Below are 14,658 nucleotides of genomic sequence, written 5' to 3' on the forward strand. Positions count from 1 at the left end.
GGGGTCGGGTCATTTCCGGTCCTGCTGGAGGGTGGCCCACAGGCCGTAGCCGTGCATGGCCTGCACGTCGCGTTCCATCTCCTCGCGGGTCCCGCTGGAGACGACCGCCCGGCCCTTGTGGTGAACGTCGAGCATGAGTTTGGTGGCCTTGTCCTTCGAGTACCCGAAGTAGGTCTGGAAGACGTAGGTCACGTAGCTCATGAGGTTGACCGGGTCGTTGTGCACGATGGTGACCCAGGGGACGTCCGGCTCGGGGGCGGCGAAGACCTCTTCCGCCGACTCGGTGCGTTCGATCTCTACGGGAGCGGGTGACGTCACAGGGCCCATGCTGCCACGAGCCCCACAAATCGTCACACTGACGCGAAGTGGGGTAGCATCCGCTGTCATGCCGCACACACCGGGGGACGACCCCCGGACCCCCGGCCGACCTGGGGGCCCCGGAGAGGCATGGCGAGGAGAGCTTTCGTGGATGTAGCGGACCTTGGGCTGCCGGTGGACGTCCCCTCGACGGCGCTCTTCACGGACCAGTACGAGCTGACGATGCTCCAGGCGGCGCTGAAGGCGGGTACCGCCGAGCGGCACAGCGTCTTCGAGGTCTTCACCCGGCGCCTGCCGGACGGGCGCCGCTACGGCGTCGTCGCGGGCACGGGGCGGGTCCTGGACGCCGTCGAGAACTTCCGTTTCGACCCCGGCGTCCTGGGCTTCCTGGGCGAGCGGGACATCGTGGACGCGCAGACCCTGGACTGGCTCGCCTCCTACCGCTTCTCCGGTGACATCTGGGGCTACCCGGAGGGCGAGGTGTACTTCCCGGGCTCGCCGATCATGCGGGTCGAGGGCTCCTTCGCCGAGTGCGTGCTGCTGGAGACCGTGATCCTGTCCATCCTCAACCACGACTCGGCGATCGCCGCGGCCGCCTCCCGGATGTCCTCGGCGGCCGGCGGCCGCCCCCTGATCGAGATGGGCGCCCGCCGCACCCACGAGCTGGCCGCCGTCGCCGCCTCCCGCGCCGCGTACGTCGGCGGCTTCGCCTCCACCTCCGACCTGGCGGCCGGCTTCCGCTACAACATCCCGACCGTCGGCACCTCCGCCCACGCCTTCACGCTGCTGCACGACCGGGAGCGCGACGCCTTCCAGGCCCAGGTGAACTCGCTGGGCCGGGGCACCACGCTGCTCGTCGACACCTACGACGTGACGGAGGCCGTCCGTACGGCGGTGGAGGTCGCCGGGCCCGAGCTGGGCGCCGTCCGCATCGACTCCGGCGACCTGCTCCTCGTCGCGCACCGGGTGCGGCAGCAGCTGGACGAGCTGGGGGCGACCGACACCAGGATCATCGTGACCTCGGACCTCGACGAGTACGCCATCGCCTCGCTCGCCGCGGCGCCCGTGGACGCGTACGGCGTCGGCACCCAGCTGGTGACCGGCTCCGGGCACCCGACCGCCTCGATGGTCTACAAGCTGGTCGCCCGCGCCGAGTCCGCCGACCCGAAGGCACCGCTGGTGCCGGTCGCGAAGAAGTCCTCCGGCGGCAAGAGCTCCGTCGGCGGCCGCAAGTGGGCGGCCCGGCGACTGGACGCGGACGGCATCGCGGAGGCGGAGGTCGTCGGCACCGGCGCGGTCCCGGCGGAGTACGCCGACCGGCAGCTGCTCGTCGAGCTCGTCAAGGGCGGTGACGTGGTCGCCCGCGAGCCGCTGGACGTCGTACGGGACCGGCACACCGCCGCGCGGGACGGGCTGCCGCTGTCGGCGACCCAGCTGTCGCGCGGGGAACCCGTCCTTCCGACGGAGTACGTCCAGGGGCGCTCGGGTAGCCAGTAGGGGCCGGGCTCCCCCGCGGGCAGCCCTCCCGCAGCGCCGCCGAAGTCTCCAGGCTCCTCAGTTCACTCTTAGTCGAAGGACACCCACCATGCGCCGCGCCTTGATCGTCGTCGACGTACAGAACGACTTCTGCGAAGGGGGCAGCCTCGCGGTGGCCGGGGGTGCCGATGTGGCCGCCGCCGTCACCGAGCTGATCGGACAGGCGGCCGGTTCCGGGTACCAGCACGTGGTGGCCACCCGCGACCACCACATCGCGCCCGGCGGCCACTTCGCCGACAACCCCGACTTCGTCCACTCCTGGCCCGCGCACTGCGTCGCCGGCACCGAGGGCGTGGGCTTCCACCCGAACTTCGCCCCGGCCGTCGCCTCCGGCGCCGTCGACGCCGTCTTCGACAAGGGCGCGTACGCGGCGGCCTACAGCGGCTTCGAGGGCGCCGACGAGAACGGCGTCCCGCTGGGCGACTGGCTGCGGGCGCGGGACGTCCAGGAGGTGGACGTGGTGGGCATCGCGACCGACCACTGCGTACGGGCCACCGCCCTGGACGCGGTCCGCCAGGGCTTCCGCACCCAGGTGCTCCTCGACCTGACCGCCGGGGTGGCCGCCGAGACGACCGAGCGGGCCCTGGAGGCGATGCGCGACGCGGGCGTGGACCTCTCGGGCAAGCCGGTGGTGCAGTAGCGCACGGGGACCGGCGGCGCGTCCCGGCCCGCGGCCCGGCGGCTGCGGGAGACCGGGCCCGCCGGGTCTCACACCGGTGCCGTCGGTCTCCTCAGCAGGGCCCTGATCGGGTGCCAGAGCTCTTGGGCGAGCTCCGGGCCCAGGGCGACAGCGTTGTCAGGGGCGGTGCGCCATATGAGGCCGTCCGGGTGGTGCAGGACGGCGGTGATCTCGTCCGGGCTCGGCGGCGCCGCGTTGCCGCGGAGGTAGACCGCTCGAAGGCCCAGGTTGCGGAGCCTGGTCAGGGCTCGTGCGCGGTTCTGGGCATGGACGAGGACACGGACGCAGCCCGTGCCGTCGGTGGCGGGTCTGGGCAGGTTCAGCGCCACCACCACGCTGCCGGTCGGCAGCTTGCAGAAACCTCCTGCGGCCATGCAGTCACACCCCCGTGTGCACCGGTGTCAATAAGAGAACCATCAGGACGCACCTAAACACGATCGGCGGCGACCCGCCAGGGGGTCACCGCCGATTCGCCTCTGACCTGCGCAAACGCGGATTACTTCGTCGCGCGGCCCACTTCGAGCGTGATCACGGAGCCGTTCTTGGCCTCCTTGACGATCCTGATCTTGGTGTTGGTGTCAGTGAGCCTGACGCCCGCGAACGGGGTCGTCTCGTCGTAGTAGGTGCTCGTGTGGTCGTTGAAGACCGGCACCCCCCTCGACGACGGGATGCGCGTGGCGACGTCCGCGTTGTGCAGCGTGATGCCGTCCGTGCGGTACAGGCTGAAGGGCGAGTCGTAGGACTGGATGCGGCTGCGCATCGGCGTCCCGTCGGACCACTTCAGCGCGGTCGGGTGCGAGTCGACCGGCAGCAGCAGGCCGACACCGGGGTGCTCGCTGGTGTTGTTGTCCGGCTGGGAGGTGTCCCACTTCCAGATCAACAGGCCGTTCTGGTACGGGTAGTGCTCCACCCAGTCCGGACGGGTCGTGGAGAAGCCGAAGTTGTACGGGCCGACCTTCAACGTCCTGTCGTAGGACACGTACTGGCGGTTCTCGGCGAGGTAGTACTGCGCGTAGTCCTTGGTGAAGGACGCGCCCACCCGGGAGAAGCCCTTCGCCGTCCAGGCCGCGTCCGCGCTCTCGGCGTCGTCCGCGAACAGCGCGGTGCCGTCGGCGACCACCGAGATCCGGTCGGCCGTGAAGCCCTGCCCGGCCACGCCGCCGTCGGTGGCGTAGCGGAAGCGCACGTCGATCTTCCGGCCCGCGTAGGCGTCCAGCGGGAAGGCCAGCTTCTTGTACGTCTGCGAGAACCCGGTGATCACCGGCTTGTCGCCGGCGTCGCGCGGGAGGGGCGCACCGTCCGCGGTGCCGTCGATCGGCGTCCAGTTGGCGCCGCCGTCGGTGGAGACCTCGGTGTAGAGGTTGTCGTAGTTCTTCTCGGTGGCCCACCAGCCGTCGAGGGTCAGCGTCGCCGAGGACCGGCCGGTGAGGTCGACGGAACGGGCCAGCGTGTTCTTGAGGTCGTTGCCGCTGCCGCTCCACCACTGGGTGGCGCCCTGGGCGGGGGCCACGAGTTCGGTGGTGACGGACTTCTCGGGCAGCTCGACGACGAGGGCCTGCTTGTTCTTCGTGTGGTACTCGGCGAGCCCCAGCCGGTGCTTCGACCGGGTCGCGGCCTTCGCCACGTCGTAGTCCAGCCAGCCCAGTTGCAGCTTGTCCCAGGCGGTCATGTCGCCGGGCATGTCACCGATGGTGTCCTTGCCGGTGCCGAGCCAGGAGCCGGAGGACATCAGGGTCCAGAAGCCGGTGGAGTTCTCGCCGCCGCCGGAGGTGTCGTAGTGGTCCGGCAGACCGAGGTCGTGGCCGTACTCGTGGGCGAAGACGCCGAGTCCGCCGTTCTCCGGCTGGATGGTGTAGTCGCCGACCCAGATGCCGGTGTCGCCGACCTGGGTGCCGCCGAGCAGGTTATCCGTGGGACCGGTGGCGCCCGCGTCGGTGCCGAAGGCGAACCAGCGGTGCGCCCAGATCGCGTCCTCGCCCTGGGCGCCGCCGCCCGCGGACTCGTCCTCACCGGCGTGCACGATCTGGAAGTGGTCGATGTAGCCGTCGGACTCGTTGAAGTCGCCGTCGCCGTCGAAGTCGTCGCGGTCCCACTGGTCGAACTCGGCGATCTCCGCCTTGATCTGGGCGTCGGTGCGCCCCGCCGCCTTCCGCTGGGCGACCCAGGCGTCCACTCCGTCCCGCACCGCGTTCCAGGCGCAGGTGTCACAGGAGTTGGAGCCGTAACGGGCTTCGTTGTAGGGCACCTTGACCCAGTCGGTGACCTCGCCCTCGATCGAGTACCGGCCCGAGGACTGCTTCTCGTAGTAGCTCTTCATCGACGCGGTGCCGTCGCCGAAGTAGAGGTCCTCGTAGTGGGCCTTGTCGTAGTCCGCCTGCCAGGCCGTGGAGTTGTCCGCGGCACGGTCCGGCCGGGCTATCTCGTTGTGCGCCGGGCCGGGGGTGCCGCCGTAGCGGCTGTCGACCTGGTCGCCGAACTCGACGAGGATCGTGAAGATCTTGTCGGTCCGCTCGCGGCCCAGCTCGACGTACTTGCTGTCGCCCTTGCGGCTCTTGAGCGCGACGACCTGGGAGCCGTCGCGGTCCTTCACGGTGGCGGCGCCGGAGATGACCTGCTTGAGCGCCTCTTCGCGCTGCGCCTCACGGGTCTTGGAGAGCGGGCCGTCGAAGTCGTGCTCCCGCGTGGTCTTCGCGGGCTGCGGGTCGGTGCGTTGCACGGTGGCCGGCGCCGCCGGGTCGGCCTGCGCCACGGCGAACGTGGATGTCGTCGCCATCGCGGCGGCCAGCGCGACGGTGGTCGCGGCCGCTCTGAACGTCCAGGGTCTGCTGGGCACTGGAGTCTTCCTCCCCTAGTCAAGTGACGGCATTTGACTAGAGGTTCGGCGGAAAAGACAGACCTTGACTTGAACAGGACAAGTGCACTATGCGGATCCGGTGTCCGCTTTGCGAACATCTCGGTCGGGTCCGGAGCGGTCCTCGACCGGCGCTCGCGTCTGTCCACTTCGTGGACCGCATGACTCCGTGCGCCCCCCGTGCACCGGTACTGTTGGTTAGGTCACGCTTACCGTTCGTTCCGCTCGGGCATGCACGCGAAGAGAGCTTGGCGGAACGCTCCGGAACCGACGGAATGCCAGGCCGACACCCCCGTGGACCCCCACTTCCGAGGACACGATTGCCATGCCTCGTCCGACTGCCGCACAGCTCGCCTACGGTTCGTTCACCGTGATCTTCTCGACGCTCGCCATGCTGCTGCTGTCACAGACGAGTTCGGGCGTGGGGATCGCGGTCATCACCGTCGCCGCGCTCGTTCTCGGGCTGCTCGTCGCCCTGACGGTACCGATGCCCAAGTCGCGCGTGGTCGCGATGCGCAAGCCCGCCACCGAGGCGGCCCAGGAGCCCGTGCCGGCCGCGGCCACGAGCTCCAGGACCGCCGCCTGACCGTCGCGTCCGGCGGTACCGGTCAGGCGGTGCTGACCACCACCGTCCTGGCCGCCTTGTCGTGCAGGCCCTGCTTGTAGGGCTTGTCGAAGAAGCTCCAGCCGCCCGCGACGGCGGTCCACACGCAGGCGCAGCAGAACGCGAACGGGATCCACAGCACCGCCGCACGCGCCAGCGCGGTCTGCACGGAGGGCGTCGAGCCGTTCTCCAGGTTGGCCACGCGCATGCCGAGCCACTTCTTGCCGAGCGTCTGGCCGGAGCGGCTGATCATGACGGTGTCGTAGGCGATGTAGAGCACCGCGGCCACGAGCGACTGCGTGAACGACTTGCCGTACTCGACCTTGTCGGTGTCCACGTCGTACTCGTTGACGTCGAAGCCCCAGGTGAGCAGGGCGACGACGACCCCGACGAGGATCATGTCGATGATCCGGGCGAGGGTGCGCCTGCCGCTGCCGGCGAGCGGGGGCATACCGGCGAGCGGATCGTTCGGGTACGAGCCGCCGCCGTACGGATCACCACCGCCGTAGGGGCTGCCTCCCTGGGGGCCGCCCTCGTAGGGGCTGCCGCCGTACGGCGGGGGCTGACCGCCGTACGGCGAGCCCGCGTCGCCCGGCGGCGGGGGCTGCTTGCGGAACGGGTCGTCTTCCGGCGGCTGCCGGCCGGGGGGCGGTTCGCTGCTCATGGCCCGAGTCGACCGCGAACCCCCCGGCTCCGCATCCGGCGAGCGGCCGTCCGGGGTACGGAATCCTCCGGCCCTTTCGGCGTATCCGGCTATCCCGCTACGAACGTATGTGCGGCCTTGTCGTGCCAGCACTGGCGCCACGGCTTGTCGAACAGCCCCCACACGACTCCCACGACACCGATCGCGAAGAGACCCGGGACGCTGTAGACGAGCCAGCGGCGCAGCGCGGCGCCGAAGGTGGGGGGTTCGCCGCCCTCGATGTCCCGCACCTCCAGACCGAACAGCTTCTTGCCGAGGGTGCGGCCCCACTTGGCGGTGGGCAGCGCCTCGTACAGGACGCCGAAGAGGATCAGGACGGCGAGGACGATGCCGAGGTAGACCGAGGTGGTGCCGTCCAGGAGCCAGACGGTGACGGTCTCGCCGGAGAGCTTGGCCGCGTCGATCTTCTCGTTGACGTGGTCGAGCGCCCTGGTGCCGAGCGGGACGGCCGCCGCGCCGGTGACCCCGACGAGCACGACGGTGTCCAGCAGCCGGGCGGCGAGCCGCTTGCCGAGCCCGGCGGGACGGGCGGAGGCCTGCCGGCGGGCGGCGGCCTGGAAGATGTCCTCGACGGGCGGCTTCCAGGGCGTGACGGGCTGCTCCTCGTCCGGGTTCGCCGCCAGGCGGTGCACCTGCTGGGCCCACGAGGGCTGACCGCCACCGACGCCACTGGCCATGGGCGTGGACTGCGCCGGCACGGCGGGGGCGGGGGACGCGGACAGGGGCGGCTGCGGTCCGGCGGGGGCGGCGGGGGACGCGGACAGGGGCCGCTGCGGTCCGGAAGGGGCGGCGGGGGCGGGCGCCTGGACCTGCGCGGCGGCGGCACGCTCCGCGGCGACCTTGCCGGGGGCGAAGCCCGGGGCGCCGGGCGCGGACTGCGGGCCCGCCGCGGCACCGGGGACCGAGGAAGCCGAGGAGGCCGACGTGGCCGCCGGGGGGCCGAAGCCGCCCGCCGCCGCGCCCTCGGGGCGTGCGCCACCCGTGCCCCCGCTCTGCGCCCCGCCCTGCGGGGCCGTGCGCGGGGTGAGCGCCCGGAAGGTCATGGTGCCCTCGTCGCCACCGGGGCCGGCGGGGGCCGGGAAGGCGGGGCCGCCGGAGACACCGGGACCGGCCGGGGCGGGGCCGGGGGTGCCGGGTGCCGCCGGGGAGGGTGCCGCTCCCCCGGGTGTCGGCCTGCGGAAGACGAAGGTGTTGCCCGAGGGCGGGGCGTCGGACTCCGCGGGCGGGATCGTCGCGGTGCCGTCGCCGGTCGTGGTGTCGGAGGGGACGCGCGGGTCGGCGCCCGCGGCCGCGCCCCAGGAGACCCGCCGGTCCGGGTCGCCGCCGAAGCCCGACTGGTGGACGCGGTCGGCGCCCCAGGCGGAGGCGGGCTCGGGACGGCTGCCGTGCTGGGCCTCGGACGCGGGCCGGGGGTCCTCGTCGAAGAAGTGCGGTCCCGTCTCCTCCACCGGCGGGACGACCGAGGACGCGCCCTGCGCGGGCGCCGCCGCCCCGCCGTCGGACGGGGCCGGACGGCTCGTGCCCGGCACCCAGGAGGTGCCGTTCCAGTACCGGACATATCCAGGGATGGAGGGGTCCGGGTAATACCCCTCGCGGGGCCTGTCGTCACCGGGTGCCGGGGTTGGGGCGCTCATGTCCGTCGTCCCGTATCTGCTCGGGGGTGAATAGAGGGGGCTCCACATCTATCAGACCGGCGCTGCCCCCGGCCTCCAGTCCCACCGGACCCACACCTTCGAGAGGCCCCGGAGAAAAGTTCCCCGAACCCGCGTAATGCCCGCGGCCCACCCCGCTCTCTCCTTCCGCGGGCCCACCGCGGGGCCGCGCACGAGCGGAGAGGAACCGAACGACATGCACTACACCGTGGTGGAACGCGAACTGGAGCTGCGGCTCGTCCTGTCCCCGGAGCGGAGCATCCCGGTCCCCGCCCGGCTGAGCTACCGCACCGACGACCCCTACGCCGTCCACGTCGCCTTCCACATCAACTCCGACCATCCGGTGGACTGGACGTTCTCCCGCGATCTGCTGGTGGAGGGGGTGTTCCGGCCGTGCGGGCACGGGGACGTGCGGGTGTGGCCGACCAAGACGGAGGGGCGCGGCGTCGTGCTGATGGCGCTCAGTTCACCCGACGGTGACGCCCTGCTGGAGGCGCCGGCCGCCCAGGTGTCCGCCTGGCTGGAGCGGACGCTGCGGGTGGTGCCCCCGGGGACCGAGGGCGAGCAGCTCGGGATCGACGACGCGCTCGACCAGCTGCTCGCCCGGTGATCGCGGCGCCGTGTCCGTCAGAACAGCTTGCCGGGGTTCAGGATGCCCAGCGGGTCGAAGACCTGCTTGATCTGCCGTTGCATCTCCACCCCGACGGGTCCGATCTCGCGGGCCAGCCACTCCTTCTTCAGCACGCCCACGCCGTGCTCGCCGGTGATCGTGCCGCCGAGTTCCAGGCCGAGGGCCATGATCTCGTCGAAGGAGGCGCGGGCCCGCCGGGACTCGTCGGGGTCGGCGGCGTCGAAGCAGACGGTGGGGTGGGTGTTGCCGTCCCCGGCGTGGGCGACGACGCCGATGGTGAGCCGGTGCCGCTCGGCGATCCGCTCGGTGCCCTCGAGCAGCTCGGCGAGGCGGGAGCGGGGCACGCACACGTCGTCGATCATCGTCGTGCCCTTGACGGCCTCCAGGGCGGGGAGCGACAAGCGGCGTGCCTGGAGGAGGAGTTCGGACTCGGCGGTGTCGTCGGCGGGGACCACCTGGGTGGCGCCGGCGGCCTCGCACAGCGCGCCGAGGGCGGCGAGGTCGGCGGCCGGGTCGGTGGTGTCGAAGGCGGCGAGCAGCAGGGCCTCGGTGGTCTCCGGGAGCCCCATCTGGGCGAGGTCGTTGACGGCCTTGACCGTGGTGCGGTCCATCAGTTCGAGGAGGGACGGCACGTGTCCGGCCGCCATGATCCGGCAGACCGCGTCGCAGGCGGCGGCCCCGGAGGCGAACTCGGCGGCCAGCACCAGCTGTTCGGGCGGCTGCGGGCGCAGGGCGAGGGTGGCCCGTACGACGACGCCGAGGGAACCCTCGGAGCCGACGAACAGCCGTGTCAGGTCGTACCCCGCGACGCCCTTCGCGGTCCGCCGGCCGGTGGACATCAGGCGGCCGTCGGCGAGGACCACGTCGAGTCCGAGGACGTACTCGGCCGTCACGCCGTACTTCACGCAGCACAGCCCGCCGGAGGCGGTGCCGATGTTGCCGCCGATGGTGCACATCTCCCAGCTGGAGGGGTCCGGCGGGTAGGAGAGGCCGTGTGCGTTGACCGCGCGGGAGAGGGTGGCGTTGAGGACTCCGGGCTCGACCACCGCGACGCGGTCGACGGGGCTGATCTCGAGGATGCGGTCCATCTTCGTCAGGGACAGCACGATGCAGCCGTCGGTGGCGTTGGCGCCGCCGGACAGGCCCGTGCGGGCGCCCTGCGGGACGACCGGGACGCGCAGGTCGGTGGCGGTGCGCATGACGTGCTGCACCTGTTCGACCGTGCGCGGCAGGACGACGACGGCGGGGGCGCCGGCCGGGCAGAAGCTGGCCATGTCGTGGGCATAGGAGGCCGTGACGTCCGGGTCGGTCAGGACGGCCTCGGCGGGCAGGCCGCTCAGGAGGCGATCGACCAGGTTTCCGGTGACCTCGTCGCGAGGCGCTTCGATACGGCTCATGATCACAGCGTCGCACCCGGGGCCATCGGTGTGAACCCCGTCTGCGGCGACCGTCACCTGCCCGGGTGTGGTCGTCGTACTGGCGCATGGTGAGCGCCATGGAGAACCACAAGGAGGCGGCCCCTCGGCGTCCGCGTGCCGGCCGACGGGTTCTGATCGCCGCCGTCACCGGGTGTCTGGTGCTCGGCGGGGCGCTGATGGTGCTGCCGTGGCAGCCGCCGCGGACGAGGGCGCCCGCACCGCCGGCCCCGGGGGCGCAGGCGCGGGCCGCGGTCGTCGCGGGGGTGCCGGCGTCGCTGCCCGACCTCGCGGTGCTGATCGGCGAGCGGGAGGCGCACCTGCGCCGGCATCCGCGGGACGCCGAGTCCTGGGCGGTCCTCGGGGCGGCGTACGTCGAGCAGGGGCGGCGGACCGCGCAGCCCGGGTACTACCCGAAGGCCGACCGGGCGCTGCGGACGTCCCTGAAGGTGGACAGGAGCGCCGAGGCGCTGGCCGGCATGGCGGCGCTGGCGAACGCGCGGCGGGACTTCGGGGCGGCCAAGCAGTGGGGCGAGGCCGCCCGGCAGCGGGAGCCGAAGCGCTGGACGACGTATCCGGCGCTGATCGACGCCTACACCGGACTCGGTGACTGGAAGGCCGCCGGGCGGGCCCTGGAGCGGTTGCAGGAGCTGCGGGGCGGGCCGGCGGTGATGGCGCGGGCCGGTGCCGTGTACCGGGACCGGGGCTGGCGCGAGGACGCGATGGCGCAGCTGTCCGACGCGGCGGCCGGAGCGGAGGCGCCGGCCGAGCGGGCGGCGTATCTGGAGCGGGTGGGGCAGCTGGCCTGGGAGCGCGGTGACCTGGAGCCGGCGCTGCGCAACTTCCAGGAGGCGGTGCGGATCGACCCGGACCAGCGGGCCGCGCAGGCCGGTCAGGGGCGGGTGCTGGCGGCGCTGGGGCGGACCTCGGAGGCGCTGAGCGCCTACCGGGCGGCGCTGGCCAAGCGACCGGATCCGCAGTACGCCCTGGAGCTGGGCGAGTTGTACGAGTCGCTGGGGCTGCGGCAGGGCGCGCAGGTCCAGTACGACCTGCTGCGGGAGCGGGTGCGCGAGGCGGCCGCGGGCGGGGCGGACGAGGAGCTGGTGCTCGGCGTGTTCGAGGCGGACCACGGGTCTCCGGAGGCGGCGGTGCGGCGGTTGCGGGCCGAGTGGGGGCGCCAGCCGGGGATCGCGGTGGCCGACGCGCTGGGGTGGGCGCTGCACCGGGCGGGTGAGGACGAGGAGGCGCTGCGGTACGCGGTGCGGGCGACGGACACGGCGCGCGGCGGCGGGGTGCGCAGCGCGCTGCACGCCTACCACCGGGGCATGATCGAGCGGCGGTTGGAGCGGTACGGGCCGGCGCGGCGGCACCTTCGGGAGGCGCTGCGGATCAACCCGTACTTCTCGCCGCTGCACGTGCCCACGGCCCGGCAGGCGCTGGCGGCGCTGGGTGAGCCGCCGATGGAGGACGTGCCGGTGATGGACGCGAAGGGGGCGTCCTAGGGCAGGCTCAGCTCGCACGGCGGCGGTGCGGGAGCCTACGGGCGTTCCTGCGGGGCGGGCTTGTAGTAGAGGGAGAACCTGCGCTTGCCGGCCGTCCCGGAGGCAAGGCCCAGGTACAGGCGGGTCCCGCCCCGGTGCTGGACGGCGACGCCCTCGGGCTCGCGGAAGGTCAGGGAGCGGCCGGCCTCGGTGCGCAGCCGCTGGAGGAGTGTGCCGGTGGTGATGTCGACGCAGGACAGGTGGGCGTTGCCGTGCCGGGCGGGCGGGTTGGTCCTGGCGTCGTAGGCGGTGCCGGCGAGTTGGTAGAGGTGGTCGCCGTGCAGGGCGTAGCCCTGGAAGGGGATCGTCGGGTCGGGGTGCGGGTCGGGCTGGGCGAGGTCGGCGACGGGGTGGTCGTAGTCGCGGGCGACGAAGGCGTCGAGGTCCCAGATCCGGTAGCGGGGTTCGCCCTTGACGCGGTGGCGGACGGCGATGCGCCGCGAGGCCATGCAGACCGAGGGCTGGTTGTTGGTCGAACCCGGTATCGGCTTGCGGATCCTGACGTCCTCGCGGGTGCGGGTGGCGCCGTTCGCGAACTGGAAGCGGGTGACGCCCTGGCCGTAGCCATTGTCGGCGTCGGCCTCGGTCCAGATCCAGACCTTGCCGTCGGCGGCGTTCTGCACGCCCATGCTGACGCCGTGCCCGAAGCCGTGCAGGTGCATGTGGCCGAGGAGTTCGCCGTCGTGGTCGAGCCTGTTGAGGCAGAGGTTCCCGGCGTCGTGGCCGCCGCGGCGGACCTGGAGGACGTAGAGGTGCCGGTGCACCTCGTCGAAGGCGAAGGACTGCAGGACCGTGCCCTCGTGCAGGGCCTTCTCCCTGAGCCAACGCTTCGCCGGTACGCCGAGGTCGATGCGGTCGGTCACGGTGTCCCCTGGTTCCCGTGGACGTCCGGGTGACGTCCACGGGACCGAGGGTGTCAACTCGCGTTCGGCGGTTTCAAGGCTCTGCCGGCACGGGCCGTTGATTCAGGGGCGGTTCACAGGTTGCCGCGCCTGGCCTGCTCCCGCTCGATCGCCTCGAAGAGGGCCTTGAAGTTGCCCTTGCCGAAGCCCATCGAGCCGTGCCGTTCGATGAGTTCGAAGAACACGGTCGGCTTGTCCTGGACCGGCTTGGTGAAGATCTGGAGCAGATAGCCGTCCTCGTCGCGGTCGGCGAGGATCTTCAGCTCGCGCAGGGTCTCGACGGGGACGCGGGTGTCGCCGACCCACTCGCCGAGGGTGTCGTAGTAGGAGTCGGGGGTGTCGAGGAACTGGACGCCCGCCGCCCGCATGGTCCGTACGGTCTGGACGATGTCGTTGGTGTTGAGCGCGATGTGCTGGACGCCGGCGCCGCCGTAGAACTCCAGGTACTCGTCGATCTGGGACTTCTTCTTGGCGATGGCGGGCTCGTTGATCGGGAACTTGACCTTGAGCGTGCCGTCCGCGACGACCTTGGACATCAGGGCGCTGTACTCGGTCGCGATGTCGTCGCCCACGAACTCCTTCATGTTCGTGAAGCCCATGACCTTGTTGTAGAAGCCGACCCACTCGTTCATCCGGCCGAGTTCGACGTTGCCGACGCAGTGGTCGATGGCCTGGAAGGTGCGGTGGGCGGGCGGCTCGACGAGGGGGGCCGCCGCCGTGTACCCGGGCAGGTACGGGCCGTCGTAGCCGGAGCGGTCGACGAGGGTGTGGCGGGTCTCGCCGTAGGTGGCGATGGCGGCGAGGACGACGGTGCCGTGCTCGTCCTTCAGCTCGTACGGCTCGGCGACCGAGCGGGCGCCGTGCTCCAGGGCGTAGGCGTGGGCGGCGCGGGCGTCCGGGACCTCGATGGCGAGGTCGACGACGCCGTCGCCGTGCTCGGCCACGTGCTGGGCGAGGAAGTGGCCCCAGGGGGTGGCGGGCTTGATCACCGAGGTGAGCACGAAGCGGGCGGAGCCGTTCTCCAGGACGTAGGAGGCGGTCTCGCGGCTGCCGTTCTCCGGTCCGGAGTAGGCCACGAGCCGCATGCCGAAGGCGGTGGAGTAGTAGTGCGCCGCCTGCTTGGCGTTGCCCACGGCGAACACGACCGCGTCCATTCCCTTGACCGGGAAGGGGTCGGCCTGCCGGGCGGTGTCGGGGGTCTGGTGTGTGGTCTGCGTCATAGCCGCAGCTTTCCCCCGGCACGCAAGATGCGCAATAGTTTGCGTTTCTGCTACGCAGAATGACCAGTACGGGGTCCGTTTCCGCGGGCTTTCTGTACAGGATGACCACTGGGAAGGGCGGCTCTCGTGGGGATCGACGGGCTGGACGGACGGATCATCGTGCTGCTGGCGCGGGAACCGCGGATCGGGGTGCTGGAGATGTCCCGGCGGCTGGGGGTGGCGCGCGGGACGGTGCAGGCGCGGCTGGACCGGCTTCAGTCGAATGGCGTCATCCGGGGCTTCGGGCCGCAGGTGGACCCGGCGGCGCTCGGCTACCCGGTCACCGCGTTCGCCACGCTGGAGATCCGGCAGGGCCAAGGGGTGGACGTACGGGCCCACTTGGCGACCGTGCCGGAGGTGCTGGAGCTGCACACCACCACCGGCAGCGGGGACATGCTGTGCCGGCTCGTGGCCCGCTCGAACGCCGATCTCCAACGTGTGATCGACCTGGTCGTCGGTTTCGATGGCATCGTCCGGGCCGCCACGGCGATCGTGATGGAGAACCCCGTTCCGCTGCGGATCATCCCGCTGGTGGAGCAGGCGGCCGAGGACTCGGAGAGGACCTGA

14 protein-coding genes are annotated in these 14,658 nt (G+C 72.0%); 6 read left to right on the plus strand and 8 right to left on the minus strand.

Annotated features, from left to right (window positions below):
* Positions 1-9: 9 nt before the first annotated feature.
* Positions 10-327 (minus strand): ATP-dependent Clp protease adapter ClpS, encoded by a 318-nt coding sequence (gene clpS, locus ACH41F_RS23495; protein ID WP_391236133.1) that lies wholly within the window; start codon positions 325-327, stop codon positions 10-12.
* A 138-nt stretch (positions 328-465) separates the two neighbouring features.
* Here clpS and ACH41F_RS23500 point away from each other — a divergent pair, with 138 nt between their 5' ends.
* Both ACH41F_RS23500 and ACH41F_RS23505 read left to right on the plus strand, forming a co-directional pair.
* Positions 466-1,815 (plus strand): nicotinate phosphoribosyltransferase, encoded by a 1,350-nt coding sequence (locus tag ACH41F_RS23500; RefSeq protein ID WP_398837358.1) that lies wholly within the window; start codon positions 466-468, stop codon positions 1,813-1,815.
* A gap of 88 nt (positions 1,816-1,903) precedes the next feature.
* Positions 1,904-2,494 (plus strand): isochorismatase family protein, encoded by a 591-nt coding sequence (locus ACH41F_RS23505; RefSeq protein WP_391236139.1) that lies wholly within the window; start codon positions 1,904-1,906, stop codon positions 2,492-2,494.
* Positions 2,495-2,562: 68 nt separating this feature from the next.
* Here the strand turns inward: ACH41F_RS23505 and ACH41F_RS23510 are convergent, their stop codons facing one another.
* Both ACH41F_RS23510 and ACH41F_RS23515 read right to left on the minus strand, forming a co-directional pair.
* Positions 2,563-2,907 carry a hypothetical protein gene (locus ACH41F_RS23510; RefSeq protein ID WP_391236143.1) on the minus strand — a complete coding sequence of 115 codons (345 nt, stop codon included), beginning with the start codon at positions 2,905-2,907 and terminating at the stop codon, positions 2,563-2,565.
* A 122-nt stretch (positions 2,908-3,029) separates the two neighbouring features.
* Complete coding sequence (locus ACH41F_RS23515; RefSeq protein WP_398837361.1) at positions 3,030-5,366, minus strand: immune inhibitor A domain-containing protein; 2,337 nt, start codon at positions 5,364-5,366, stop codon at positions 3,030-3,032.
* 343 nt (positions 5,367-5,709) lie between these two features.
* Between ACH41F_RS23515 and ACH41F_RS23520 the strand changes: the two genes are divergently transcribed.
* Positions 5,710-5,970, plus strand: coding sequence for a hypothetical protein (locus ACH41F_RS23520; protein WP_391236149.1), 261 nt, complete (start codon positions 5,710-5,712; stop codon positions 5,968-5,970).
* 22 nt (positions 5,971-5,992) lie between these two features.
* Here the strand turns inward: ACH41F_RS23520 and ACH41F_RS23525 are convergent, their stop codons facing one another.
* The gene (locus tag ACH41F_RS23525; RefSeq protein ID WP_398837364.1) at positions 5,993-6,652 is read right to left on the minus strand and encodes an RDD family protein; all 660 of its coding nucleotides are present in this window, start codon (positions 6,650-6,652) and stop codon (positions 5,993-5,995) included.
* Positions 6,653-6,741: 89 nt separating this feature from the next.
* Complete coding sequence (locus tag ACH41F_RS23530) at positions 6,742-8,325, minus strand: RDD family protein (protein ID WP_398837366.1); 1,584 nt, start codon at positions 8,323-8,325, stop codon at positions 6,742-6,744.
* Positions 8,326-8,539: 214 nt separating this feature from the next.
* Here ACH41F_RS23530 and ACH41F_RS23535 point away from each other — a divergent pair, with 214 nt between their 5' ends.
* Positions 8,540-8,953, plus strand: coding sequence for an SsgA family sporulation/cell division regulator (locus tag ACH41F_RS23535; protein WP_391236158.1), 414 nt, complete (start codon positions 8,540-8,542; stop codon positions 8,951-8,953).
* Positions 8,954-8,970: 17 nt separating this feature from the next.
* Here the strand turns inward: ACH41F_RS23535 and ACH41F_RS23540 are convergent, their stop codons facing one another.
* Positions 8,971-10,377, minus strand: coding sequence for an FAD-binding oxidoreductase (locus ACH41F_RS23540; protein ID WP_398837368.1), 1,407 nt, complete (start codon positions 10,375-10,377; stop codon positions 8,971-8,973).
* A 92-nt stretch (positions 10,378-10,469) separates the two neighbouring features.
* Here ACH41F_RS23540 and ACH41F_RS23545 point away from each other — a divergent pair, with 92 nt between their 5' ends.
* Positions 10,470-11,891 (plus strand): tetratricopeptide repeat protein, encoded by a 1,422-nt coding sequence (locus ACH41F_RS23545; protein WP_391236164.1) that lies wholly within the window; start codon positions 10,470-10,472, stop codon positions 11,889-11,891.
* A gap of 35 nt (positions 11,892-11,926) precedes the next feature.
* On the opposite strand, the gene ACH41F_RS23550 is transcribed toward ACH41F_RS23545, so the two are convergent.
* Positions 11,927-12,793, minus strand: coding sequence for a Teichoic acid biosynthesis protein C (Precursor) (locus ACH41F_RS23550; protein WP_391236167.1), 867 nt, complete (start codon positions 12,791-12,793; stop codon positions 11,927-11,929).
* A 113-nt stretch (positions 12,794-12,906) separates the two neighbouring features.
* Positions 12,907-14,052: a 4-hydroxyphenylpyruvate dioxygenase gene (gene hppD / locus ACH41F_RS23555; protein ID WP_391236170.1), complete on the minus strand. Its 1,146-nt coding sequence runs from the start codon at positions 14,050-14,052 to the stop codon at positions 12,907-12,909.
* A 126-nt stretch (positions 14,053-14,178) separates the two neighbouring features.
* Here hppD and ACH41F_RS23560 point away from each other — a divergent pair, with 126 nt between their 5' ends.
* Positions 14,179-14,658 carry an Lrp/AsnC family transcriptional regulator gene (locus ACH41F_RS23560; protein WP_398837371.1) on the plus strand — a complete coding sequence of 160 codons (480 nt, stop codon included), beginning with the start codon at positions 14,179-14,181 and terminating at the stop codon, positions 14,656-14,658.

Source organism: Streptomyces sp. NPDC020489, from assembly GCF_044386545.1.
GTDB lineage: Bacteria > Actinomycetota > Actinomycetes > Streptomycetales > Streptomycetaceae > Streptomyces.

Bases quoted from the DNA above. Each gene is read 5' to 3' on its own strand.
- ACH41F_RS23505 (WP_391236139.1), top strand. From the start codon at position 1,904: ATGCGCCGCGCCTTGATCGTCGTCGACGTACAGAACGACTTCTGCGAA.
- hppD (WP_391236170.1), bottom strand. From the start codon at position 14,052: ATGACGCAGACCACACACCAGACCCCCGACACCGCCCGGCAGGCCGAC.
- ACH41F_RS23525 (WP_398837364.1), bottom strand. From the start codon at position 6,652: ATGAGCAGCGAACCGCCCCCCGGCCGGCAGCCGCCGGAAGACGACCCG.
- ACH41F_RS23535 (WP_391236158.1), top strand. From the start codon at position 8,540: ATGCACTACACCGTGGTGGAACGCGAACTGGAGCTGCGGCTCGTCCTG.
- ACH41F_RS23520 (WP_391236149.1), top strand. From the start codon at position 5,710: ATGCCTCGTCCGACTGCCGCACAGCTCGCCTACGGTTCGTTCACCGTG.
- ACH41F_RS23545 (WP_391236164.1), top strand. From the start codon at position 10,470: ATGGAGAACCACAAGGAGGCGGCCCCTCGGCGTCCGCGTGCCGGCCGA.
- ACH41F_RS23510 (WP_391236143.1), bottom strand. From the start codon at position 2,907: ATGGCCGCAGGAGGTTTCTGCAAGCTGCCGACCGGCAGCGTGGTGGTG.
- ACH41F_RS23530 (WP_398837366.1), bottom strand. From the start codon at position 8,325: ATGAGCGCCCCAACCCCGGCACCCGGTGACGACAGGCCCCGCGAGGGG.
- clpS (WP_391236133.1), bottom strand. From the start codon at position 327: ATGGGCCCTGTGACGTCACCCGCTCCCGTAGAGATCGAACGCACCGAG.